The following is a 26,244-nucleotide window of genomic DNA, read 5'->3' as shown; positions in this document are numbered from 1 at the left end:
TTATTGAGACCTGAAGGCCAAGGCTGAGAGGAAGACTAACTTGAAACGAGCCTTTACCAGCCCGAATCCGATATCGGCAGCGATATCCAACACTCGACGCTCGACGGCATCCGTATCGTGGAACGGCTTCGTGGCCGAAACATCGCGATCCGAAAAGCTGGAAAACGAGTGGGCGACCAATTGCGGACGCATGCCGTGATCGACAAGGCGCAGCGATTGTTAGGTCATCGGCCGGCCACCAAATTAGAGGATGGACTCCGGGAACAGATTGCGTATTTTCTCGATTCGCATCCGGAGTATGAGCGAAGGAAAAGTGCCTGGAAATTAATCACAAACTCTTCAACAACGATTTCAAATCGATCGCGTCGTCAAAAAAACCGGCCCAAAGATCGCCTTTTTGTTCAAGGCGCTTTAAGATAGTGTGAATGTTGAACGCTTTAAGGTCGAGATCATCATCGATTTCGCTCCAGTCCAACGGTGTGCTGACTCCGGCACCTTCGCGGGGACGCAGCGAATAAATGCTCGCCATGGTCTTGCCTTTGCCGTTTTGCAGGAAATCGAGGTAAACTTTGCCCTGGCGTTTGGACGGCAGGCGCTCGAGACTCGTGATATCCGGCAGCTCCCTGTGCACCATTTGGCTTACCAGATGGGAAAATTCGCGCGTTTGTTCATATGTATAGACCGGCTTGACCGGGATGAACACATGCAACCCGTTGCCGCCTGAGGTTTTGATATAAGCGACAACACCGAGTTTATCGAGGATCTCTTTCACTTTTTGTGCGGTCCTGACGATGTTCTTAAGCGGGGCGCCTTTCGGATCCAAATCGAAAATGATATAATCCGGGTTGTTGAGAGAGCCCACGCGGCTGCTCCAGGGATTGATCTCAATACAACCCATGTTGGCCATGTAAAGCAGCGTGTCTTTGTCATTGCACAACAGCCAGGTCACGGACTCGCTTTTGGAATCGGCTTTGATCTTGCGTGTCTTGGCCCATTTCGGGGCGCTTCCTTCTACGTTTTTCTGAAAAAATCCTTCCGATTTGATACCGTCGGGCGTGCGTCGCATCGATTGCGGACGATCCTTTAGGTAAGGAAGCAATACACCAGAAATCGAGTTGTAATACGCGATCACGTCTCCTTTTGTGATTTTCTCTTCCGGCCAGAAAAGTTTGTCGAGATTGGAAAATTCCACTTTTTTTGAAAGAGATGGGATATCGGCTACATCGGTGGCGGCGATTTTTATTAAATCGGATGTTTTGGAAGCTTTTTTTCGGGGCCTCGTCTTTTGTTCAACGGCGACTTTTTTCTCGGATGCGGAATCGGCCGAAGCGACGGAATCAGTGTCGAGCTTTGGCAATTCCAACGTTACTTCCGAAGCTTTTTTATCGACACGCAAACCCTGGAAAACCGGGTGTCGCATCGAATTCGTCTCGGTAAATTCGGAAAACTTGATGTTGGCCACCAACTTGGGCGTTACCCAATGCACCTGTTTTTCCTTTGGCGGATTTTTGAAAGCCGGTGTCTTGCGTTCGATCTTGTCGAGTTTTGCCCGGAGGTCGTTCAGGATTTCCTCGGTATATCCGCTGCCGACTTTTCCCGAATACATAAAGTCGTCCCCATCGTAGTAACCGCACAACAAAGCGCCAAGCCCTTTTCGGCCTCCGGAAGGTTCGGTAAACCCGCCGATGACCATTTCCTGCTGCTTTTCGGTCTTGATCTTGAGCCAGTCTTTCGTTCGCTTGCCGGAAATATAGGTGGAAGAAATTTTCTTTGCGATTATGCCTTCTCCCTGATCTTTTTCGGCCTTTCGGAACGCTTTGAGACCGTCGCCGATGGTGTGTTCGGAAAAGACCAAACCTTTCTTTTTGGGAAGCACGGCCTTGAGGATTTTTTTACGCAGCAGCAAGTCGAGCGATCGCAGGTCGTAATTCCCGAAATACAGTATGTCGAACACATAGAATTTCATCGTGCCTCGATTCGGATTGTCGTCCCGGTTCTGCAACCATTGGAAGCGGCTTTTTCCTTTTTCATCTTCGATGACGATCTCTCCGTCGAGAATCATATCCGTAGCCGTATCGTCGAGAGCGGTTGCAATTTCCGGATATTTTTTACTGAACGAAATGCCGTTCCTGGAAACCAGTTCGCATTTGCCTTTTCGGATTTGCGCCAGTGCGCGGTAACCATCGAACTTGGTCTCGAACAGCCATTCCTCGTTATCGAACGGCTCGTTCGCAAGCGTGGCCAGTTGCGGGCTCCAGTCAGATGGGAATTTTTCGAGCCGTTTGGCATCTGCAAGGTCATGTGCCTCGAACTCTGTCGCAGATCCGGATTGTTTTTCTGTCTTAGGTTTTTTAGGGTCGGCTTTCTTTGGGGATGTCTTGTTTTTCTTACCATCGCTCGTCCACTCCTCATTTCCTTCCGCTATGGCGTCAAAATCGCGACCGGTAAGTATAGAAAATGGGTTGTAGGTGACGTCCTTACCCGCAAATTCATCTTTGTGTTTGATCAGCAGCCACTGGTTTTCGCCCCGCCCGTGCATTTCGACGAGCGCCCAACTACCCTTTAGTTTTTCGCCGTGCAGCACGATTTTTATCGATCCGGACTTGTGCATTTTTTTCATCTCGGCGTTTTGCTTCGCTACGGCAATCCCGCCTTCCGGTTCATACGTCCCGATGTCCCAAACCATGACGGTCCCGCCTCCGTATTCGCCTTTCGGTATCGTGCCTTCGAAGTCGAGATAGTCCATCGGATGGTCCTCGACATGCATCGCCAGGCGTTTGTCGGCAGGGTTTCCGGACGGGCCTTTGGGAACGGCCCAACTCACGAGGACGCCGTCTATCTCAAGCCGGAAATCGTAGTGGAGATGGGATGCCGCGTGTTTTTGGACTACGAACTTAAGCTTACCTTTCGAGGCCTTCTTGACGCCTTTTGGCTCCGCAGTTTTCTTGAAATCGCGTTTCTGGTTGTATTTTTCGAGGCTTTGATCCATTCTTCGTGTCTTTCAATTTCCAGTCAAGTTTTCACTTAATTTTTGATCGCCTCCAGGCTTGCCCTCAATTGATCGAGCAAATCATCTGCCGGATGCCGTTCTTTTTTCTTTTTAGGTTCGTCTTCCGCCACCACTTTTTTGCCTTTCGCCGCCGCTTTTTTCTTGATGAGTTTCAGCAATTCGTCTTTGTAGGTGTCCTTGTATTTTTCGGGTTCGAACTTGTCGGTCAATTGGTCGATGATGTTGAGCGCCATATCAAGTTCTTTCTTACTGATGGTAACGCTCTTGGTCGGAAGTTTAAGCTCTTTGGGATCCCGGAGATCCTGCTCGAACCGGATTTGGATCAGCACGATGGCATCGTCCTGCGGTGTAAGGATTCCCAAGTGTTCGGATGTCCTGATCACAAACTTGCAAAGGCCGACCTTGCCTGACTTTTTCAAGGCGTCCCTCAACAGCGCATAGGTTTTGGCGGCAATTTTGTCGGGCTCGACAAGATAGGGCTTCTCAAGATATTTGGACGGAATCTCGTCTTCCTTGACGAACTCGAAAATGTCGATCGTCTGGGTTTTCTCGGGCATGGCGCGCGCAATGTCTTCTTTCTCGAGTATGACGTAGTCGCCGTTTTCTTTTTTGTATCCTTTTGCGATCTCATCCCAAGGCACTTCCTTACCGTCTTTTTTACACACGCGGACGTATTCGATCCTACATTGGTCTTTTTTCCGGATCATATCGAGATCGATGCGGTGAGTTTGGGCGCCGCTGTAAAGTTTGACCGGAATGTTTACCAAACCGAAACTGATGCCGCCTTTCCAAAGTGCTTTCATGTGCTGAAATTTAATTGCAAAGTTTGGCAAAATGTTACAGCTTTAGCTTATATGTTTTGTTGCAAAGCTTGTAGTTTTAACAGTTAACGCGGGAATTTTACAACTACCGCCCATAATCCTGTAATAAGGTGCGGGACAAAATCACAACCTTTGTAACATTCCAAAAAGATCGGCCATGAATGCAAACAATCCACTGAAAATCATAAGTTCCAAACTTTGGTTGCAAACCAGAATCACGTATCTCAAAATGCGGTTTGCTGCTTCGGGAATGATGAAAAGTTAGGGCGATCTCACCCAAAAAACATATTTTAGTATCACTCAATTAAATTCTGATAAATGGCTTCCCCAAGGCAATGTTTGTTTATTGATGACGACGTGGATGACCAGGAATTTTTCTGCGATGCGGCCAATAGTATCGATCCGGACTTAGAATGCATGTTCGCCTCAAATGGCATAGATGCATTGGAAAAATTAAAAGATGAGGCATTTTTGCCCGATTTTATCTTCATTGACATGAACATGCCGAAGATGAACGGAAAGGAAACCCTCGAAGAAATTAGGAAAATTGAACGTCTGAACGCCGTATCAGTGTATATTTACTCGACTGCAGCTGCTCCAAGGACCACTCAGGAAATGCTCGCTCTCGGAGCCACGGATTTCCTGATCAAACCCTCGTCGGTGCAAGGCTTGCAGGAATTATTGGGTAAAATACTGAAATAGCCTATGACATTACCATCTGATGAATCGTTTCTGCAAGGCGGAGGGGAACTTGGAGAATTGATCCGGAACAAGAATTGGAGCAAGACACCATTGGGTCACCCGTCCGTGTGGCCGCAAAGTTTGCGCACCTCGGTCCGCATTATCCTTACCTCAAGACAACCGATGTTCGTTTGGTGGGGAAAAGAACTCATCAACATCTATAACGACGCTTACAAATCGATAGTAGGAGGCAAGCATCCCGAATGTCTAGGGCAGCCTGCGTTTGAAGTCTGGCGCGAAATCTGGCACGAAGTCGAGCCCCGCACCCGCCAATGTCTCGAACAAAATACCGGTACCTATGACGAGGCGTTGCTGTTGCTCATGGAGCGCAACGGCTATACCGAAGAAACCTATTACACGTTTTCCTACAGCCCGATTCCCGGAGATGACGGGAAACCGCAGGGCATAATTTGCGCCAATACCGACGACACGGCGCGCATCACGGGCGAACGGCAAATGCGCACTTTGCAGGACCTGGCCAAGGCACTTCTAAGCCTCGAAAGCAACCAGGCGATTTACGAGGCGTCTTTGGACGTGCTCGCCCAAAACCCTCAGGATTTTCCATTTGCGACGCTTTACGAAGTGGAAGAAAGCGGCAACCGCTTACACCTCGTCGGTAAAACTCCGGCTCACTTGCCTGAGCAATTATCGGCTCCGATACTTGATCTTAGCCAGGATGCGGCGCATTACCAGGAGCTTTCAAAAGCCATAGGCGGGAGCTCGATACAACTAGTTTCCGGTATAACCGAACGGTTCGGGGAACTGCCATCGACGTTCTGGCAGCGGTCCTCCGATAAGGCGTTGCTGATTCCGATCCTTCAGTCGAATCATCGCTTGCCGTTCGCGATCCTTGGAGTAGGCATGAATCCGTACCGCCTGGTCGATGAGGATTACATCGGCTTTTTTCGACTTGTTTCAGACCAGATAACAAGCGCCCTTTCGAATGCCTATGCAATCAAACGCGAGCGAAAACGGGCCGAGGCACTCGCCGAAATCGACAGGTCGAAGACGATTTTCTTCAGCAATATCAGCCATGAATTTAGAACGCCGTTGACACTGATGCTCGGGCCACTCGAGGAAATGCTCAACGATCCTGGAGACGGAACTTTGCAGGACAACCGGAAAAATGTGGAGATTACACACCGCAACGCCATGCGGTTGTTGAGACTTGTGAATTCGCTCCTGGATTTCAGCCGCATCGAGGCAGGACGTATGCAAACGATTTTTCGGGGCGTCTGCCTCGGGCGTTATACGGAAGAGCTCGCCAGTTCGTTCCAATCGTTGTTTGAAAGGGCCGGGCTGGATTTCGAGGTGAAGTCCGAAGTGAAATCGGCAGCGTATGTAGATACCGAAATGTGGGAGAAAATAGTGCTAAACCTATTGTCGAATGCGTATAAGTACACGCTTTCAGGAAAAGTCGGCGTCTCGATATGTGAAAACGGCGAGTTTATCGAAATGAAAGTTTCCGACACGGGAACCGGCATTCCCGCCGATGAAATGGACAAATTGTTCCAACGCTTCCACCGTGTCAGGAATGCGACGGGCCGCAGCTTTGAAGGAAGCGGGATCGGGCTGTCGCTTGTGCGCGAACTCGTCCAGCTCAATCACGGGACAATCCTGGCCGAGAGTGAACTCGGAAAAGGAAGCAGGTTCACGGTAAGGATTCCGGTAGGACGCGCACATCTGGAATCGACCGACCTGGTTGATGAAAGCACGCCTTTCGACCAAATCATCCCGAATTCTTACGGGCTGGACAGTTTAAGCCTGACCGAGGCCGAAACCGCCGGACCTCATGAGATAAGCCGACATAAAAGTCTTGAAAAAGTACTGGTTGTCGACGATAATTCGGACATGCGCGCCTACATCGCAAAAATACTCGGGACACAATACGAAGTTGTGATCGCTGCCAACGGGATACAGGGATTGGAGATGATGGATGCCGAACGTCCGGATGTGGTGATCAGCGATATCATGATGCCTGTCATGGATGGGATCGAGATGATGAAACGCATCAAGAACAACCCGGAATTCGCCGATACGCCCATCTTGCTGTTATCCGCGCGGGCAGGGGAGGAATCGAAGATCGAAGGCTACGAACTCGGCGCGGACGATTATCTCGTCAAACCGTTTTCGGCTAAGGAACTTCAGGCGCGTGTGATGGCCCAATTGCGGCTTCGCAAGTCCAGGCGGCACGTCAATTCCCAACTTCGAAACGTCTTTGAGCATGCACCGGTCGCAATTTGTTTGCTCAGAGGGCGCAACTTTCTGGTAGAGATCGCCAACGAACGCATCATCGAAATCTGGGGAAAGTCCGCCCAGGCAATCTTGCACAAGCCGCTCGAACAAGGGTTGCCCGAGATGGTGCCTCAAGGCTTCAAAGCTTTACTCGAAAAAGTGTATGATACCGGTGAAACCTACGTTGCGGAAGAAATGCCGATCAAACTTTACAGGAACGGCCGCAGCGAAATGATTTACGTGAAATTTGTCTACGAGCCGCTGAAAGAGGAAAACGGGACAATCTCAGGAATCGTGGTCGTAGCCGATGATATTACCGACAGCGTTGTGGCGCGCAAAGAGATCGAAGGCAGCGCCATACGATACAAATTGGCGATAGAAGCCGCCAGGATGGGAAGCTTCGACTGGATTTTAGAGGAAGAACGCTTTATTTTTTCAGATCGGTTGGCGGAGATTTTCGGATATGCCGATGCCCGGGATTGTACCCACACTGACTTTGTAAGCAAAATCCATCCGGACGACAAGCCGATACGCGATGCGGCGGTTGCCAGCGCCATGCTCGACGGAATCCTTTTTTATGAGGCACGCATCGTGTGGAACGATGGCTCCCTGCATTGGATCCGCTTGAACGGAAGGGCCGAGCGCGATTTGGCCAACCAGCCTACGCGTATGTACGGCACCGTCCTCGACATCACAGACGAGCGACTCCAGACGGCGATCCTGGAAGAAAAAGTGTATGAACGCACGAAAAGCCTGGCCGAGAAAAACCGCCAGCTGCAGGAAAGCGAAGAACGCTACCAACGCATGACCGAGGAAGTCCAGGACTATGCGATACTTTTACTTGACACGGACGGCACGATCCTCAACTGGAACAAGGGCGCCGAAAAGATCAAGGGCTATTCCGATAAGGAAATCGTCGGCAAGAACTTCACGATTTTTTACTTGCCTGAAGATCGCGAGCGACAGTTGCCGCAGACGTTGATAACCGAAGCCAGGAACAGCGGCCGAGCCATTCACGAAGGCTACCGCATCCGCAAGGACGGCACTGTTTTTTGGGGAAGCGTCACCATCACGGCCCTTCACGACGACTACGACAACGTCATCGGTTTTTCTAAAGTGACGCGCGACCTTACCGAGCGCAAAATCAGCGAAGACCGCATGCAGAAATACAATGCCGAACTCGAATTCCAGAACAGGGAACTCGAGCAGTTCGCCTATATCGCCTCTCATGATTTGCAGGAACCGCTGCGCAAGATCCAGATGTTTTCCGGCATGTTGGAGCGCAACCTTCACGATGCCGAGGTATCGAGACGTTATTTCGAAAAGATCAATTCGTCGGCGGAACGCATGAGCGACCTGATCAAAGCCGTGCTCAACTACAGCCGCCTTTCGCGCATTGACGAACATTTTGTAAAGGTGAACCTTAACGAGGTGCTCCAAAACGTGCTCGTCGATTTTGAACTGCTTGCCGAGGAAAGAAGCGCCCATATCGATGCGGACATGCTGCCGACGGTCATCGCCGTCCCGTTACAGATCAATCAGTTGTTCTCGAACCTGATCGGAAATGCGTTGAAATTTACCGCCGACAGTCCCCGAATCAGGCTTTCGTGCCGAACGCTGACGGGATCGGATGTTGGTTTTGAGCACAATCTATATCCCGACCGCCTCTATGTCGAATTGGTGTTTACCGATAACGGCATTGGATTCGACCAGAAATACGCCACCCAGATCTTTACGATTTTCCAAAGACTCAACCAACGGACTTCATTTTCAGGAACGGGAATCGGGTTGGCGTTGTGCAAGAAAATAGTGGAGAACCACCAAGGATTCATTACCGCCACGAGTGAAAGCGGCAAGGGTGCTTCGTTTTACGTCTACCTCCCGGCGTGACGCAATAGCCCGGATGGAAGCGGTAGCCTTTTGAAAAATACGGCTGCTTTTGCCCGGCGCGAATGGCGACCAGCGGAAGCCTTTTTGCGACGGAATCAAAAGCGCCGGATTTAAGAAAGCTATAAGCGGACAGCCGGAAAAAGCTTCGAAAAAATCAAAACGGATAACCGATCGCGAGGTTGAACACGAGGTTTTCCTTGCGCCAGGTGCTGCTTGAAAAGTTGATGCTGTCGAGCACCCAACGGTCGTTTTCTGGTAGCCACGGCTTGCGCAACGGGAAGGCGAGGTCGGTTCGAAGCACGAGGAACGACAGGTCGAACCGCAAACCCAAACCTGTTCCCACAGCGAGTTCACTTAGGAATTTGCTCGTGAATTTTGCTCCGGGCAACGGATTTTCTTCGGTTCCGTTGTTGCGCAGCCAGATGTTACCCGCATCGACGAACACCGCTCCATGGACGATACTGAACAATTTTTGGCGGACTTCCGTATTGAGCTCAAGCTTAATGTCGCCGGATTGGTCAGGCAGGAATTCGTCCCGGTTCACGTCCGGTCGGTAGGTTCCCGGCCCGAGCGACCTGGCCCGAAATGCCCTTATGCTGTTGGTTCCTCCGATGAAAAATTGTTTGATGAACGGCAAGTCGTATGAATTTCCGTAAGCGTGTCCGTAACCGGCGATGATGCGGCTGGCGAGTTGGGTATTTTCGCCGAATTTCCAATAGTGCCTGAAATCCGCTTCCATTTTTACGTATTGGCTGAACGGAACGCCAAAAACATTCGTAGTATCGCCTTTGCGGACGTTGGCTCCGGTGGCTAATCCCGCAATGGTCCCGGCCACGTCAAGCATGCCTTTGAAGTAAATCGTGTGCTTGAGGCGCTGCCGCATCGTGTTCGTGTAAGTATAAGTATAAACCGGCCCGAAGATCAATTGTTTGCGAATGACTTTCTCGAGCGTTCCGGTGCTGTCCTGGCGGATGCGCTCCCGGTAGAGGTCGGTGACGTTGCCGGGATTGACGTAGGTGACTTCCGAGACTTTCAGCTCGTGTTCCCGCCTGGCGTTTTCCTTCCACAAATAGCCGAAAGAGCCTTTGAACGAATTCAGTGAGTACAATTGCTGCCGCATCTGGTATTCATACCCGAGGGAAGCGCGTGTCCTTGGCATGAAGCCGCTTGGGGATTCGAGCTTGAACGGACTGATGAAACGCGGCCAGACAAGGTTGGCTTCTCCTCCGACGCGGTAGACGTTGAACCCTTTGTTTTGGCCCGAAACCTGTACTTCAAGCCCGCCGAATGCGGTGATCTGGAGCAATTCGGCACCTTTGAACGTGTTGCGGTTGCTCCAGTTCACGTTGAGTTCGCTACCGGTGTAATTAGCGGAATTGGTTTTCCCGAGCACTTCGATGCGGATCGATTTTTTGGGAAGTGGCGTCAGGTAATAAAATGCGTCAAGTTTGTTGCCTTCTTCATCGTCGACGACCTTGAAGTCGTTCTTGACGAATTTGAAGACACCCAGGTTGGTCAATCGGCTTAAGGTGAGGTTATGGGCGGTGCGGCTGTAGACGTCTCCTTTTTTGAAATACATCGTGCGGTCGAAAATGCGCGGCTTGAACAGGTTTTGCTTGTCGATGATGACAAAGTCGTTGTAATACGTGACATCCGTGGAATCGATCCCGATGGTGTCTTTGCGAACGTTGAAATTCGGATAGATAAAAACGTCGTTGATCTTATAAATTTTTTTGGCCTCGGCCGGCGTCTCGTCTTTGACGCGCAGGAACAGATCGACTTTGTGCTCGCCTATGGTGCTGTCGACCTGGACCTTCAGGTAATCGGGGCTGAAAAAGAAATAGCCTTTTTGTTTCAGTCTTCCGTCAATGCGATCGCGTTCATCCTTTACGATATCGAGGTCAAAACCTTCGCCTACTTTGAGCAACGATCTCCTTTTGGTGCGGGCGATGGTGGAATCGAGGTCGGAGTCTACGGAATCCTCAGGAAACGTAACGCTTTTGATTGTGTATCTCGGGCCCGGCGTTATGGTGTATTTCGCTTTGGCTTTTTTGCCGCGGCGCGTAGAATCGGCGGAGACTATCGCCTTGAAATAGCCTTTGTTCTGAGCGTAGCTTTGGAGTACTTCCGCATTGTAGTCAAGGTCGACCTGGTGAAACAGCACGGGTTCTTCTCCTACTTTGGTCCGAAGCCAGTTGCGAAAGCCTTTCTCTTTTTTAGGTTCGCCGGCGAGGTTCCAGATGTAGAGCTTGGGGCGCAATCCCAAAATGGCTTTGTTCGGTCGCGGACGCGTCAATCCCTCGAGTTCTTTTTTGAGCGCCTTTTTGTTCTTTTTCGGCATGGAATCTTCCTTGATGTCCACTTCCGCACCCAAATACAGCAATTCGCCCTCCTTGAGGTATTTGGTGTTGGAGCACGAAATGACGAAAAGCAACGCAAAGCTTAGCGCAATTTTCCTCAATGCGGATGGGATGCGATTTTTTTCTGGGATCGTTTTTATATTGTCGCGATGTCTGTTCTCGATCTTCATTCAAGTCGTTATTTCATATTACTTCGACGCGAATCAGTCTTCGTCGGTTTCCGGTTCGGTTTCCTGAATCTCTTGTAGTTTGGCGTCGTTGGCGGCTTTTTTGCGTGCTTCGGCTTCTTTTTTGTCGCGTTTCGCACGCTTTTCGTCCCGTATCATTTTCTTTTCCTCGTCACTTCGGTGAAACAATTCCCGGAATTGGTTGTAATCCATGGTGATGATGAAGGCCACGCCGGTTTCTATCACTTGTCCCTGCAAAGCCATTTGGTATTCGTTCTTGCGGTAGGCGCGCACGGCGTAACGGCCATCGCGCGTCAGCTGGTATTCCGCTGAAAGGTCACCCGCTATATTATTCGTCTGCTCGTTTGCCTGCTGCGGGCCTTCCAGTCCGAAATTGCTGCCGACCGTAACTTTGAGCCTATCGTTTAGCAACGTTTTGGAAACGGCGACATTCAGGTCCGTGCGGTTTTCGCGTGCCCCGGTGGTGTAATCTTCCGATGATTCCAGGTCGAAATTGACTTCAAAGCCGCTCACGAGTTCGGCAGCGAGGTTGTTCAACTGCTGCGACAATATTTTGCTTACGGACTGTCTAGCAAAAGTTTCTCCCGACATGCCGCCAGCCTGGCTCGCAAACGGGTTTTCTCCTATGAACCGGTTCAGGAGCAACAGCGCAAAAACCTGTTTGTTGAGCTCTGCCGGGTCCTGTCGCAATTCCGCCAGTTTGGTGCGGGCCGCATCGACGATATCGGACGAAACACCGTAATTTTTGTCCGGAAGGTCAATGTCGAACGAAATTTCGGGCTTGAGCAATTGGCCTTTCATCATGAGCTTGGCCTGGAACGGGAGACGTTGCTTGTAAGTGTTCCGTATCGAATTCGAGACGGCGCCCAATTGGTTTCCGACAAGATCGATAGGAGCGGTGTTGGCGGTATAAACGGCTGTGATGTTGATGTCGGCCGTCGTGGGATCGCCCGTCCACAGGAGGTAGCTGCCGTCCGCGATCTCGAATTTTCGCTTGATGAGGTTGAACGACATCTGGTAGAACCCTTCCGATAACTCGTAACGACCGGTCAAATTGGTTTTGCCCGACGGATCGATGCCGCCGTTGAGCCTGGCTTCTCCTTTAAGCTCGAGGTAATCGCCGTTCCCTTTGTCGATCACCAGCGAAAGCTTCGCCTCTTTGTTGATCTCGATGTTGACGTCAACATCCATTCCTTTGAATACCGATGTTTTGAGCGAATCGGCCTCTGTCATGAGTTTCTCGGTAAGTTGCGGATTGTCGACGTCTATGAATTCAATAATGCCTTCGCGGTCGGCGATTCCGGGATCGGATTGAGGTAAAACGACCGTAAAATCCGTATTGTCGTTGATTTTGAGCGAGCCCGTCACTACGGGTTGGTTGAGGTTGCCGCTGATGTCGAGATTGGTATCGAAATACAGTTTTCCGTAAAACAGGTCGTTGTCTTTTTCGGTAGAATTCACGGCGCGGAAATCGTTGGCGCGAATCTTCATGTCGAAGGCGAAATCCCGATAATTCGACGTCAGGATCTTCCCGTTGAGGTTGAGTCGGTTTTTTTCTTCATCCTCGAATGAAAACGAGTTGAAAATGATGCCTTCGTCGGTAAACAAAATGCGCTCTTTTTGGACGCTCAGGGCGGAATTGAGTTCGGTAACGGTGAATCTGGCGTCGTTGAAAACTACTTCCCCGTTGATGTTGGGATCGTCCGCATTGCCTGTAATCTTGAGTTTCCCCGACAAAAATCCGCTGCTTTTCCTGATCTGGCCTTGGGTAAAAGCTTGGACGCTCGTCATTTGCAGACGTTGCATGTCAAGGTCGAGATCGAACGTCTTGGAGTCGCTGCGATAGTTTCCGTTTAGGTTGACCTGGTTGTCGTTGCCGGAAATTTCGACGTCGGCGCGATACGTGTTGGCAACGGCATTGTCTACCTTGATATTGACGTTTCCGACGGTGTCCTTGCTTACCATCAGGTTTTCTATGGTCAGATCGGAAGTAAAGACAGGATTCGTCTGCAAGTCTTTAAGGTTGGCCGTTCCGTTGAGGTTGCCGGCGACCGAGAAGCCGTCCTTGGTTTCCTTGGCGATTATCTTGGTAATGGTCTCGATCTTGAAATCGGTAAAAGTTACGTCGATAGGAGCGTTCATATCGTCCCCGGCAGATTGCAATGCGATGCTGCTTCCCTCGCGCTCGAGCTTGAAATTTTGGGCGTTCACGCCTCCATTTCCCAATCGGATCCTGTTCGCCGGATCGATGTTCCACGGATCGTAATTGAGTGTGAGTCCGTTCGGATCCAAATGGATTTCGTTGAGTTGTTCGATCGCTTTCAAATCCCCAGCAATCGTGTAATGTTCCTTGCCTTCGAGGTCGCGCACCACGAGGTTATAGGCGATCGTGTTGTCCTTGACGCTTCCGCCGAGGTTGGTATCGGGAATTTGGAAACTTTTGTTTTCGATGTTGTCGATGTTGATGTTGTACACGAGCGAATCGCCTTCGGTGCGAATGTTTATCGCGCCGCCGCTGATGGTATTCTCGGCGTAAACCAATCTCGGGATCGTCCCTAAAACCGAAAGGCTGTCACCTGCCGAATTGTATTTCGCCTCGAGATGCACGGGTTCCAGGCGCGTCAGTTTCGGAACCAGTTTTTGCAGCACGGGATCGTTGTGGACGTCGGCCCTGAGTTCGAACGATTGCTCTCCGAGGTCTTCCTTCCGCGCTTCCGCATTCGGTCTGAGATTGTAGAATTTGGAAACCGTCTGGGTAATGGCGGCCCCGACTTTGGTCAGCTTGAACCGGCCTTGCATATCGGCTTTGAGGAATTGGGACTTTACGTTGAGTTTGGTGGAATCTGCGGTAGATGCTGCCGTCGCGGTAATCGAATCGAGCTGGAATTGTTCTTCGGCATTGGCGATCACCAAATGATACGCGCTCACTTTCCCGTTGAGCATGTCGGGATTCGTGGAGGCCATATCGGCATCTACCTTTCCTTTGAGTTTCATCGGGCCAGCGTGCAGGTTGAGTTTTTCAAGATCGGCGATATCGACGTTGAGCAATAGTTTTACCGACGGATACTTGTCCCTGAAATTGCCGCTCGTTACCAAGTCGAAGGTCAGGTTCGGGTCGCTCATATCCGCGACGGCGTTGAATTGACCGTTTTTGATATCGCCTTTGAGGTTCAGGTTGCGGTACGTATAACCGTTGAATTCCGCTTTTTGGAGTCGTCCGTTGAGTTGGGCCACGGCGGTTTTGGGATCGAGTCCCGTGCCGACGACTTTCGTTTTGAGGCTGATGGTTCCGATAGAATCGTTTTTGATGAGTTTTCCGAGGTCGAAATTGTCGAGAACCACATCGGCATCATATTTCTCCCGGTTTTTGGCGCGACCGTCGAAAAAGCCCTTGACTTTGGCATTTCCGAAACTCGTCTTCGCATCGAGATTCGCGACGAGGTTATCGGCCGAGCCTTTGAAAGTTCCCGCCAGGTTTATCTTCGCCGGAAGTTGGATGTTGTCGGGGATCGTGCCTTTGGGAACAAAGCCGTAAATGTCTTTTGCCGTCGTTTGGACTTGCCTGATATTGAGATCGAAGCGAGCGGTTTTGGCATCGGGTAGACCCGTAATCCGCCCGCTTGCCGCTATGCGCGTGTTGCCGATGCCGCTCACTTCAAGATTCGGGATCGACAGGTCTTTGAGCTTGCCTTTCAACTGGCCGTTTATGAACACGACCGCTTTTGGGTTGTCCTTGAACGGATTGGTGTCTTCGAGCGTCGGGACGAAGAGTAAAATATCCTCAAACGCGATCCTGCTGTTTTTGAGGTCGGCGTCGAGCAAAAGTTCGCCCGGCGCATCCGACAGTGACTCCAGAGACGGATAACCCGCCACAAGCCTGTCCCTGATTTCGGTTTTGGGCGTTTTGAGATACAGGTTTTTCGCATAGGCTTGTTTGGGCCCGTAATAAAATTCCGCTTGCAGTTTTTCGATCACCACGCCGCTCTTGTCGCGCATCTTCAACGATTTTACGTTCCCTGAAATTACGTCGGGACTATAGCTCACATTGGTTGCCTTAAGCTCAAATCCGGAAAGGGCGAGGTGTTTGTAATCGATTCCCTTTTTGACGCGCTGGGCGTTCTCGTCGTCAAAGCGAAAGTCGATATCGGTAAGCGCTGCCTGGCCGAGCGTGACGTTCCAGCCCGTCGTGGCAGCTTTTGATTCGAGTGCTATCTCGCGTTTGATTTTTTGCTGCTTGGCCTTTCCTAACGTAAACCCGCCTTTGAGGCCGTTCATTTCCATAGACGAAACAGCCAATGTCTGGCCTTGGATGTCGGTCTTGTCGAACTTCATCCTTAGTTTTTTGAGCGTGAGGCCAGAATTGAGGTTCGTCCCTGCATTGTCGTAACCAATGGCGATGCGCGTAAAATCGATCTCGCCTAACTTTAAGGTAAAACTCGGGTTTTGGGCAAGCGAATCGGCGACTTCGGCTGTCTTTTCGCCGATTTCGCGTACCAGTTCACCTTGGGCCAATTTGAGTCTGAGGCCGTCCATTGTGATCTTGGGCACTTCAAAATCAGATTTGTCAATATCGAATTTCTTGATTTTGGTGTCGAAATGATGAAGGGAAACTTCGAGGTCATTCTTTGAAATCGCGTCGTCGAACCGAACTTTGATACGGTCGAGATTTACGTTTTTAACCGAAATTTTCATTGGCTTGGCGTTCGGGTCCGACGGTTGGCCAGAGTCGAAAGCCTTGATGATGTAATCGAAGTTGAATACGGAATCCTTGTTTCGGATCACGTTGGCATTGATGCCTTTCAGGTCTACCGAATTGATCTCGACCTCATTCGACATAAGCTTGAAAAGGCTGATGTCCACGGCGATCTTTTCGCCCAATATCAAGGTGTCGCCTTTTTGGTCCCTGAGGAAAATCCCTTCGATGATGACTTTTTTCGGAAGCCCGATCTCAATGCGGTCGATGCGCACCGGCGTCCCGATTTTTTTCTCGAGATAGGTCACGGCTTTCCCGCGCAGGTAATTCTGTACGGCGGGCACCTGGATCAGCAACACCAAAAGCAGGAACAGGCCAATGACGGAACCAACCGTCCAGGCTGTAATTTTCAGACTTTTGCGTACATATTTATTCAATTCGAGATGCTTTCTTTAAAGGTAAGGCAAGCCGCCGGGAAATCAATGTTTGCCTGGAAAATAATACAATGAAATCACTTACAAAAATGCGGAACAATCGCGCTTTTTCGTTTATAAGGAAAGGTTGGGATATTATATTATTTACAGATGTCCTTTCAAAATCCTCATTGACGTGGCGGATTTCTTCCAAAAAAAAACCTCCCGATTGGGAGGCGCGATACTTTAAAGGGGAACTCAAATATTGAGCAAAAACGTTTCTTTGTTCAATGCCGAAGTATGAAACTGCCAATTGATGCTTAAGACTTCCGTAAGCACTTTTTTGAGCTGTGTAAAATCGTTTGGCTTGCGGATGTAGATATTGGCCCCGTTGATGAACGTATCTTCCATGTCTTTTTCGGAATTCGAAGTCGAATAAATCGCCACCGAAAGATCGCGGAACTTCTCGATCAACCGAATTTCCTTCAAACATTCCACACCGGACTTGTACGGCATGTTCAAATCGAGGAAAATAATGTCCGGACGTTTGTTTTTCGTGTTTTCAAGATAATTCACAAGTTCACGACCGTCTTCGAGCATATTCAGGTTCGATTCGATCTTGAGTTCGCTCAAAGCGTCGCTGAAAATGCTTCTGTCATCTTGGTCATCGTCGACCAATAGGATTTCAACGATATTTTTGTCGTGGATCATAGAGTGGGTTATAAGGTGTAAAAGTAATGATTTATAGGTTGGCTAATCTTAAATGCAGCTTAAATTTTAACAGGGATATGAACATTGAAAACAGAACCTTCTCCTGGCTTGCCATCGGCGGTGATAAAGCCGTGATGAATATTGGCGATCTTGCGGCAAATGGCCAGTCCGATGCCCGTTCCCTCGTATTCCATCTTGCCGTGAAGCCGCTGGAAAAGCTCGAAAATCTTGTGTTTGTATTCCGGGTCGAAGCCGATGCCATTATCGGATACCGAAATCTTCCAAAACTCACGAGACCCTTTCTCCGGGAGCGTGACTTTTTCTGCCGAAATCCTGATGACGGGCGCAAGGTCCTGCTTTGAGTATTTCAATGCGTTGGAAACCAGGTTGTGCAGCAATTGCTGGAACTGCAACGGCACTACCGAGATCGAAGGCAAATCGCCCGATTCGATCGTCGCGTTTTTTTCTTTGATGACTTCGTCGAGCCCTGACCTGACTTCTTTAAGCGTCTTGTTAAGGTTGGTTTTGACGAACTTTATATCGTCCGAATTCATGCGCGAATACTCGAGAAGCGACTGGATCAAGGCTTGCATGCGTGTGGTGGCCGATGTCAGTCTGTCAAAGTAATCTTTTGACTGATCCGACAGGTTATTCCCGTCTTTGTCGAGGATTCTGCCCGCGAACATGTTGACTTTGCGCAACGGTTCCTGCAAGTCGTGGGACGCAATGTAGTTGAACGACTCCAAATCTTCATTGCTCGATTGCAAATCGCTGTTTTGGGACGTCAGTTTCTCGTTGAGCTGTTTTAATTTGTTTTCCGATTTGATGCGGTTGGAAATGTCACGCGCGATCACGAGAACCGCGTAAACCTCACCCGCTTTTTTAAGTGGGATCATGAAATTTTCATAATAGACGCTGGCAATTTCGGAAAAGTACATCTCATTGTGGATCGTCTCGCCTTTGAGCGCGCGCGCCACTTCGGCAATGCCTTGGGAATCTTTTGCTTTCGGAAACACATCGACGACCTTTTTGCCGATCACATCATCGGTAATGCGGTACATCTTCTTGGCGGCGTCGTTGAGGGCCAAAAACTCCAGATGTTTTCCGTAGACGATCATGACGTCGATCGAAGCGTTGAAAACCGTGTCTGAAAATTCTTTTTGTTCCCGCAGTTTTTCGGTGCGGAACGCGACTTTTTCCTCGAGAAGCTCGTTCAGCGTCCGCGAATCGTGCACGTCCATGCAACTCCCGATATAGCCTGCAAAACTTCCGTCGGTTTCGTATCTCGGGACGCCTTTGTCGCGAATCCATCGGTAATTACCGTCGTGCCGCCTCAGGCGATATTCGATCTCGAAAGGCTCATGTGCGTCAAATCGGGCAACGTAACTTCCAACACAGCGCTCGTAATCTTCGGGATGAACGCCTTGTGTCCATCCTTGTCCCGATTCCTGTTCGAGAGTGCGGCCGGTAAAGTCGAGCCAGCCTTTATTGAAAAAATGCAGGTTTTTATCGGCGCCTGACATCCAAATCATTACGGGAGCCGCGTCCGCAATGGTGCGGAAACGGTCGTCTAAGAGCACATTTTTCGGGTATTCGGGATTGGACATTCGCAATTGAGTGAGCGGTATTCGTAACAAATATACTCTTTTGGAAATCCGTCACTCTTAAAGAATTTATAAAACAAGTTCGGAAAGAAGCCGTTGCAGCGTCGCCTCAGGGTCTGAAGTAAATCCAGGATGCGGTCGCGAAGTTTGGATGACCGTACTGCGGATGGCCGTCAGCCAGCGAAAACGTTCCGCCGTCTCCATTTGCCCGATCTGGCCGGAATCTTTGCTGCCCGAGGCGATGCGCTCCAGTGATGAAAGATTGGCAATCACCTGTGCGGAATCGGTCTCGTGGCAAAACGCCCGCAATTTCGATTCGCTCAACAGGCAAACCGCTTTAAGGAACTTTTTGCGCTTGCAGAACAAAATAATGCCTGCGTTGATGAATTCTTCTCGTTCGACCTTCGGCACGACGCGAATCACGGCAAATTCATAGAGCTGCTCTTGCATCGTTGGCCTGTTTGATGAATAGTTGGGAATTGTCGCGCCTTACTTTCAGGAAGTCGACATAAACCTTCCGGATCTCGTCCGGCAATAAGTCCGATTCTTCCCAATGCAACCAATCGTCGGGAATGAGATTGACGATTTTTGACAGCGTCTCATCCGAAAGCATTGCCTTGAATTGCGCATCTACCGACTCGAGTTCACTCGCCTGCCTCAGCAAAACATGGTCTTTGATCATGGCAAAAGGGCTTTTGGCATGGCTCTCGGGATCGGTGAACGCGTGATGGAAATACAATGAGGCGCCGTGGTCGATAAGCCACAATTCCTGGTGCCACATCAGCATATTGGTGTTGCGGAACGTGCGGTCGACATTTGTCAGAAAAGCGTCGAGCCAAACGATTTGGGAAGCGAGCCGGGCATCTACGTCTGTCACCACCGGATCGAATGTAATCGAGCCCGAAAGATAGTGCATGGCCAGGTTCAGGCCCTGAGAAAACTTGAGCAAGTCCTGGATTTCTTCATCCGCTTCGGACTGTCCGAAAGCCTCGTCGAGAAAGGCGAAAACGAGCTCCGGCGTCCTGAAGCCAAGGGCTCGCGCAATTTCACCTCCGATGAGCTCGCCGATAAGCATTTTCACGCCGTGTCCCGCCCCGCGGAACTTGAGTACGTATTTGAAATCGTCGTCTCCCTCCGCCAATGCCGGCAGTGAGCCGCCTTCCCTTAACGGAAGAATGTAGCGGGTAACGTTTATGGTTCGTAGTTGCATGGCTTAAAAGTACAAAATGAATCGTTTTATCGGTAATACGGTAAGTAATTGGTTTCAGGGAAGAGTTGGGGGAATTGGAAAGTTTGGGAAAAAGTACAGAAAAACTGTAATTGCCGAGTTGTGGAAGTGGTTAAATTTGGTAGATATAACAGATTTTTAAAAATCTGTTATATCTGGAGACGCGGCGCGAAATTGAATTACGAAAAACGCCTTTTCCTTTCCCTGACCGGAACTGCAAATATCTCGTTGCCCGCGATGCCGTAAATCAGGTCACCCTGGCACGGCTCCATGATCCATTTGCCGGTAAATTCGCCAAATGCCGGCAGTATCATCTGGTTTTTCGACTGGAAAAAACACGGCAGATCCATCGATTGCCTGCCTGCCCCACGCAGGTTGATGCCAGGATGTATGTGTCCGCAAAACGTGAAATATCCATCCTGTTCTTCAGGCTCGTGCGTGAACAGGAAATTTCCAACTTTCAACTCGGAGGCGATCGCCATCCCGATCGATTCGTATTTTTCAGGTTGGAGAATGTCGTGGTTGCCTATGATCAGCAGGAAATTTTCCGGACGGGAATTCACCCAATCGGAAAAAACATCCCATTCGCTGTTAAGGCTGCTGTGAAAAAGATCGCCTAAAAAACAAACGATTTCCGCCTGGAAATAATCAGCCACTGCCGTCAACCGTTCGAAATTTCCCGTAAATGCGGCTTTTGGCAACGCAATGCCGTGCTTCCGGAAATGGGAAACCTTTCCCAAATGCACATCCGAAATCAAAAGCATGTTTCTTTCTTTCCAGAACACGGCGCCCGAAGCGTGCAAAACAAAGTGGTTCCCGTGAATCGTAATCTCCTGAATCATTCTATCCCTTTCATGTAAGAAGCCGTCATTTTGGCGATGCGCTCGGCCAATGTCTCGCTTGAGAGGCGTTCGCGCAAACGGTCGGTAATGATCGGGAAACTGAATGGCGTCGGCCGTTCGCACTGTTTCCAGACGATGGTTTGCGACTCAATGCGCTCCAAAGACTGGATCAGTCGGCCCTCTTCCAATTGGTGTTCGAACGTTTCCCGGTAAGCTTGCTGCAAAAGTAAGTTATCGGGCTCATAATCGCGAAAAACTTCGAACAAAAGTTGCGTTGAGCTTTGGAGGTGTTTGGCCTTGACGATTTTGCCCGGATATCCTGAAAACACCATGCCGGCGATGACCGAAATATCGCGGAATTTGCGTCGCGCCATCTCGGTGGCATTGAGGCTTGTCTGCAAATCCTGGTGCACAAAACGCGCGGTAAACAGGTCGTTGTCGATAACCGATTGCATGTCGATTTCCTTATCGGAAAGCAATTCGAACCCGTAATCGTTATAGGCAAGCGAAAACGTGATCGGTTCCAGCAGCGAGATGCGATAGGCAAGCAGCGACGCCAGGGCCTCATGGACGAACCTGCCTTCAAACGGATAAAAAATGGCGTGATACCCTTCGCGCGTTTTAAAGGTTTCGATGAGGAACTGGTCGGCTTCAGGAACGATCGATTCGTTTCGCTGTCGTTTGAAGACCGGTTCCATTGCCTGTAATTCAGGCGATTTCTTGCCGTGGTTGGCCGAATAGAGTTCCTGTCGCAACAGTTCGGACATTTGTGCCGATAGTGCCAGCCGGCCGCCCATCCAACTTGCAAATCGCGTCGGCTTTCGCGTTGCCGATTTTACAAGAACCTGCATGTTCTTGATCCGGTACAATTCCAATTGACGGCCCGCGAATTGAAAGACATCACCGGGTTTTAATTTAGAAACGAACCATTCTTCTATCGAGCCGATAAAGCCGCCTGAAAAGAATTTTACCTGCATGACCGCATCGCTTACGATCGTCCCGATCGACATTCGATGTTGTGTCGCCGTCGATCGCTTGTTGATTTTATAGCGCCCGTCGGCTTCGATCTCGACCTTTTTGTATTCGTCGTAGGCCTGCAAACTCTGGCTGCCGTGCACGATGAAATTGAGGCACCACTGGAATTGTTCGCGCTCCATGGCCTGGTAGCAGAAAGTCGATTTGACCTCGTTGAAGATTTCGTCCGGGAGAAATCCGTCGGAAACCGCCAGCGTATTCAGGTATTGGATCAGCACATCCCAGGAATTGAGGTAGGGAATCCTGTCTTCCACGACATTGTTCTCGACCGCTTTCTTTAGTGCCGATGCCTCGACGAGTTCTATGGCGTGCGTCGCCAGGAAATAAATCAGCGATTCCTTACCCGGCTTGTGATTCGAGCGGCCCGCGCGTTGCATGAACCGGGCGACACCCTTCGGCCCGCCTATCTGGATGATGGTTTCCACGGGCGCAAAATCGACACCCAAATCGAGGCTGGAAGTGCATACGACGGCTTTCAACTTTTCATCGCGTATGGCATTTTCTACCCAAATGCGGACGTCGCGGTCGATACTGCCGTGGTGCATCGCGATTTCGCCGGCAAATTCCGGATATTTGTCCAAAAGCCGCTGGTACCAAAGTTCGCAGGCCGATCTTACATTGGTGAAGATGAGTGTAGTGCGGCTCTCCTTTACGATCCGCGCCACGTCGTCTATGAGATGGAAGCCCATGTGGCCCCGCCACGGATAACTCTCCATTTTGGTCGGGATAATGGAAATCACCTTGGTTTTTTTGTGCAGGACCGCCTTTACCAATACGGAGTTTTCGTAAGCTTCCGAATCCGGCCCAAGCAAAACCTGGCGCGCCTGTTCAAGATTCCCGATTGTAGCAGAAATGCCCCAAATGCGCAGGTTCGGAGCGACGGACTTGAGGCGCGACAAACCCAATTCCATCTGGACGCCTCGTTTGGTTCCAAGCAGTTCGTGCCATTCATCGACGACGATAGCCGTACAATTTTTGAACGTATTCGGATAGTCTTTCGAAGCGAGCAGCAGTTGCAGGCTTTCAGGCGTCGTGATGAGCAAATCCGGCATTTTTTTGGCTTGCTTTGCCCGTTCGGCTGCCGAGGTATCGCCCGAACGGATCGCCACCTCGAACGGGATGCCCAAACCTTCCACGAGTCGTTCCGCGGCTTGTTTGATCTCGACCGACAACGCGCGTAACGGCGTGATCCAAACCGCTTTCAATCCCGGTTTTATTAAACTCCGTTGGGCGCCGCTTTGTTTCGATATCGCTGGGTTCTTTTTGATGTAGTCGAGCAGTATCGGCATCCAAAGCGCATACGTCTTTCCGCTTCCCGTGGGCGCATTCAGCAAGCCGTGTTTGCCTTGCAGGAATGCTGTCCAGGTTTCTTTTTGAAACGGGAATGGCTGCCAACCCTGGGATTCGAACCAGGATTCGGCGGTTTGGAAAAGCTGTGTTCGGTTCAAGGGTTTAGGTTTAAAGTTTAAGGTTTAAAGTTTAAGGTTTAAAGTTTAAGGTTTAAAGTTTAAGGTTTAAAGTTGACGGTACGACGTTAGACTTCACATCTCGTACGAATTCAACAAATGAGAGCCTTCAGGTCCTCAATGGAATTCGCGTCGTCGATTTTCTTGTCGTGCCTCCATCTTAAAATCCTTGGGAACCGGGTTGCCACGCCACTTTTATGCCGTTTCGACAGCGCGATTCCCTCGAAACCGATCTCGAAAACCAGCTCCGGTGTCACGCTGCGCACCGGCCCGAACCGTTCAATCGTGTTGCGTTGTATCCAATTGTCGACCTGTCGGAATTCGGCATCGGTCAAGCCGGAATAGGCTTTTGCGAATGTTACGAGTTCGCGTTCGCCATCTTCCTTGTCCTGCCAAAGCGCAAACGTATAATCGGTAAAGAGATTCGAGCGGCGGCCGTGACCGCGCATGGCATAGGTCAATACAGCATCGATCGCGAGCGGCTCGATTTTCCATTTCCACCAGTCGCCCTTTTTGCGCCCGACCTGGTAAGGAGAATCGTTCTTTTTTATCATCAATCCTTCGGAATGCAGCTCCCTGGCGCGCTCCCGTTCCCTGGTGACATCGTCCCACGAATCCAGCGAAATACGCTCTGACAGGTGCAGCGGGATCGTCCCTTGCGGAATTCCGGCAAGCAAGGTTTCGAGCAATTTACGCCTTTCGACATACGGTTTTTGTCGGATATCCTGTCCATCCCATTCGAGCAAATCGTAGGCTTTGATGATGCAGGGCGTCGATTTGAGCAGCGCGGCCGAAACCGTTTTGCGTCCGATCCTCGTCTGTAAATCGTTGAACGTGCCGATCTGTCCGTCCGGATACGGAAGAATTTCCCCGTCGATAACGGTTCCATCGGGAATTGCATCCGCGAAAGCGCCGAACTCCGGATATTTATCGGTAACCAGCTCCTCGCCCCGCGACCAAATGTAGAGGTTGCCCTCGCGTACGATCGATTGGGAACGGATGCCGTCCCACTTGTGTTCGATGCTCCAATCGCGCGCATTCCCGAGATCGGAAACATTGGCTTCGATCGCATAGGCGAGGTAGAACGGGTACGGTTTCGAAAGGAAATCCGAGCTCTTTTCCTCCAGGATCAGCTCCTGGAACGAAACCGCGTCAGGATTCCATTCTCCCATGAGCTTGTGCGCGATCAGGTCCTCATCGACCGAGACGGCTTTGGATAGGGCCCGCGTCATGAGTTTTTGGCTGACGCCTATGCGAAAGCTCCCCGTGATGAGTTTGGTAAAGACAAGGCGTTCGTAAAAGTTGAGCGCGAGCCAGTTTTCGTGAAGATAGGCGCGTTTTTCTTCGTCCGATTTCTTTTTGAGCGCGATCATTTCCCTCATGTATTCGGTAAGCGACTTGTCCGAGTGTTCGCGTGTTACCGGAATCACGAGCGCTATCGTTTCGGCAAGGTCGCCCACGATGTGATAGCTTTCCTCGAAGAGCCACATCGGGATATTGGCCAGCTCGTTTGCCCAAAGCCGCAGCAACGTGGTGTTGACGGGCCGGGGCGGGCGACGGTGCGATAAAATGGCGATCGTCCAAACCTTGTCCTGATCCGACGCATCGGCAAAATAATTCGCAAGCGCGTCCACCTTTACAGACGTCTTGTTTGACGAATCGAGCGCTTTTATGAGATTGGCGAAGTTTTTCATTTTTTAAGTGGCGGAGCCTTGATTTTGGGCGTTGCGCCGATACGGTTTTTGGTTTCAGGCCGGCATTGTGGCGGCGCCGGGCTATCCGCTTTATCTTTTGTCCGGCTGCTGGGGCGCCGCCCAAAAGGATGCCGCTGCTATCCCTAACGCGGGCGTCGGACACACTACTTTATCACTTGAGCAGCGTCCTGATGCTTTTTTCGAGTTTGACGTTTTTATCCACCGTTATCTCACTGGCGTTTTCCATTTCTTTTTCGAGTGATTCGTCACCTTCGTGGCTTGCGCCCATTTCCGCCGATTCACCTTCGTATTGTGTCTTGGCCGTGCGCGCGTCATATCCGAGTTCTTCTCTCAGGTAACGCGAAAAAATATCGGAATAGCCATGGGTGGCGATCACCTTTTCGCAACCCGTTGCCTTTATCGAGTCGAGCAGCCCATACCAATCGCAATGATCTGACAATACGAAACCTTTGTCGATCGCTCGCCTTGCACGCGCACCGCGAAATGCCATCCAGCCGGAAGCCGTGGCCGTCACGAAAGGCGACATCTTCCTGAGCCATATCGACCCGTGGGCGCTTGGAGGTGCCACTACGATGTTCCCCAAAAGGTCTTCTTTTTTGGTGTCGCGCGTAATAAGTTCGGTAGGCGGCAAATCTACGATCTGGCGAACCACCTGTGTCATGTTCTCGACAGCGCCGTGGGTGTAAATTTTCCCGATTGACGTATCGAGGTGTTTGATGATGTTCTGTGCCTTTCCCAATGTGTATCCGAAAATGATCGAGGTTTTTTTCTCCGCCTGGTTCTCGGCCCACCAGTTGTTGACTTCGCCAAAAACCTCGTCTTGGGGCAGCCAGTTGAACGCCGGCAACCCGAACGTGCATTCGGTAATGAACGTGTGGCATTTGACGACTTCATAGGGTTGGGAAAGCCCGTCGTCCTGGGTTTTATAGTCTCCGGTAAACACCCAGATTTCGCCTTTGTATTCGACTCTCACCTGCGAGCTTCCCACGATATGTCCCGCCGGAAAAAGCGAAAAGGTCACGCCATTGACGCTAAAGGTTTCGCCCCATTCGACACCGGCCACATTGATATTGCCAAGGCGGTGCTTTATTATAGGAACGTTATGGTGGTGTGTGATATAATTTTTATGTCCCCAACGCGAATGGTCGGAATGGCCGTGGGTAATGATGGCGTTTTCAACTGGACGCCAAGGGTCGAGATAGACGTTGGCCACCTCGCAGTAAATTCCGTAATCGTTAAAGCAAAGCAGCGGTTTTGACTTATCGGCCATGGCTTCCCGTTTTTCTTAAAAT

General features: G+C 50.4%; 15 protein-coding genes. 3 read left to right on the top strand and 12 right to left on the bottom strand.

Features of this window, described 5'->3' with window-relative positions; translation table 11 throughout:
* Positions 1 to 40: 40 nt before the first annotated feature.
* Positions 41 to 199 (top strand): hypothetical protein, encoded by a 159-nt coding sequence (locus HC229_RS02505; protein WP_191018856.1) that lies wholly within the window; start codon positions 41 to 43, stop codon positions 197 to 199.
* Positions 200 to 328: 129 nt separating this feature from the next.
* Here HC229_RS02505 and ligD read toward each other — a convergent pair whose 3' ends face one another.
* Together ligD and ku are read right to left on the bottom strand one after the other, a co-directional pair.
* Positions 329 to 2,989, bottom strand: coding sequence for a DNA ligase D (gene ligD / locus HC229_RS02500; protein WP_191018855.1), 2,661 nt, complete (start codon positions 2,987 to 2,989; stop codon positions 329 to 331).
* A 35-nt stretch (positions 2,990 to 3,024) separates the two neighbouring features.
* A complete protein-coding gene (gene ku / locus HC229_RS02495) occupies positions 3,025 to 3,813 on the bottom strand; it encodes a non-homologous end joining protein Ku (protein ID WP_191018854.1) in 789 nt (262 codons plus the stop codon).
* Positions 3,814 to 4,149: 336 nt separating this feature from the next.
* On the opposite strand from ku, the gene HC229_RS02490 reads away from it, so the two are divergent.
* Both HC229_RS02490 and HC229_RS02485 read left to right on the top strand, forming a co-directional pair.
* Positions 4,150 to 4,533, top strand: coding sequence for a response regulator (locus HC229_RS02490; protein ID WP_191018853.1), 384 nt, complete (start codon positions 4,150 to 4,152; stop codon positions 4,531 to 4,533).
* Between the two features lie 3 nt (positions 4,534 to 4,536).
* Entirely contained in the window at positions 4,537 to 8,697 is a 4,161-nt protein-coding gene (locus tag HC229_RS02485) for an ATP-binding protein (protein WP_191018852.1), read from the top strand.
* Between the two features lie 154 nt (positions 8,698 to 8,851).
* On the opposite strand, the gene tamL is transcribed toward HC229_RS02485, so the two are convergent.
* From tamL to HC229_RS02435, 10 genes are all read right to left on the bottom strand, one after another.
* Positions 8,852 to 11,227: a translocation and assembly module lipoprotein TamL gene (gene tamL / locus HC229_RS02480; protein ID WP_191018851.1), complete on the bottom strand. Its 2,376-nt coding sequence runs from the start codon at positions 11,225 to 11,227 to the stop codon at positions 8,852 to 8,854.
* Positions 11,228 to 11,260: 33 nt separating this feature from the next.
* Positions 11,261 to 16,375, bottom strand: a complete 5,115-nt coding sequence (locus tag HC229_RS02475; protein WP_191018850.1) for a translocation/assembly module TamB domain-containing protein — start codon at positions 16,373 to 16,375, stop codon at positions 11,261 to 11,263.
* A 234-nt stretch (positions 16,376 to 16,609) separates the two neighbouring features.
* Complete coding sequence (locus tag HC229_RS02470) at positions 16,610 to 17,062, bottom strand: response regulator (protein WP_191018849.1); 453 nt, start codon at positions 17,060 to 17,062, stop codon at positions 16,610 to 16,612.
* A gap of 59 nt (positions 17,063 to 17,121) precedes the next feature.
* The gene (locus HC229_RS02465; protein WP_191018848.1) at positions 17,122 to 18,669 is read right to left on the bottom strand and encodes a sensor histidine kinase; all 1,548 of its coding nucleotides are present in this window, start codon (positions 18,667 to 18,669) and stop codon (positions 17,122 to 17,124) included.
* 66 nt (positions 18,670 to 18,735) lie between these two features.
* Entirely contained in the window at positions 18,736 to 19,116 is a 381-nt protein-coding gene (locus HC229_RS02460; RefSeq protein ID WP_191018847.1) for a DUF3037 domain-containing protein, read from the bottom strand.
* Positions 19,097 to 19,876 (bottom strand): HipA family kinase, encoded by a 780-nt coding sequence (locus tag HC229_RS02455; protein ID WP_191018846.1) that lies wholly within the window; start codon positions 19,874 to 19,876, stop codon positions 19,097 to 19,099. Before HC229_RS02455 ends, HC229_RS02460 begins: the two co-directional genes overlap by 20 nt.
* Before the next feature lie 197 nt (positions 19,877 to 20,073).
* Entirely contained in the window at positions 20,074 to 20,736 is a 663-nt protein-coding gene (pdeM, locus tag HC229_RS02450; RefSeq protein WP_191018845.1) for a ligase-associated DNA damage response endonuclease PdeM, read from the bottom strand.
* Complete coding sequence (locus HC229_RS02445) at positions 20,733 to 23,219, bottom strand: ligase-associated DNA damage response DEXH box helicase (protein ID WP_191018844.1); 2,487 nt, start codon at positions 23,217 to 23,219, stop codon at positions 20,733 to 20,735. The genes pdeM and HC229_RS02445 overlap by 4 nt, the downstream gene beginning before the upstream one ends.
* Positions 23,220 to 23,329: 110 nt before the next feature.
* On the bottom strand, positions 23,330 to 24,931 hold the full coding sequence (locus HC229_RS02440) for an ATP-dependent DNA ligase (protein ID WP_191018843.1): 1,602 nt from the start codon (positions 24,929 to 24,931) through the stop codon (positions 23,330 to 23,332).
* 172 nt (positions 24,932 to 25,103) lie between these two features.
* Complete coding sequence (locus HC229_RS02435) at positions 25,104 to 26,222, bottom strand: ligase-associated DNA damage response exonuclease (RefSeq protein ID WP_191018842.1); 1,119 nt, start codon at positions 26,220 to 26,222, stop codon at positions 25,104 to 25,106.
* Between the last annotated feature and the right edge of the window lie 22 nt (positions 26,223 to 26,244).

The sequence above is a fragment of the Flavobacterium selenitireducens genome (assembly GCF_014748335.1).
In the GTDB taxonomy this organism is placed as follows: domain Bacteria; phylum Bacteroidota; class Bacteroidia; order Flavobacteriales; family Flavobacteriaceae; genus Flavobacterium; species Flavobacterium selenitireducens.
The sequence above is the reverse complement of the archived record's forward strand: the minus strand, read 5'-3'. Positions and strand labels throughout refer to the sequence as shown.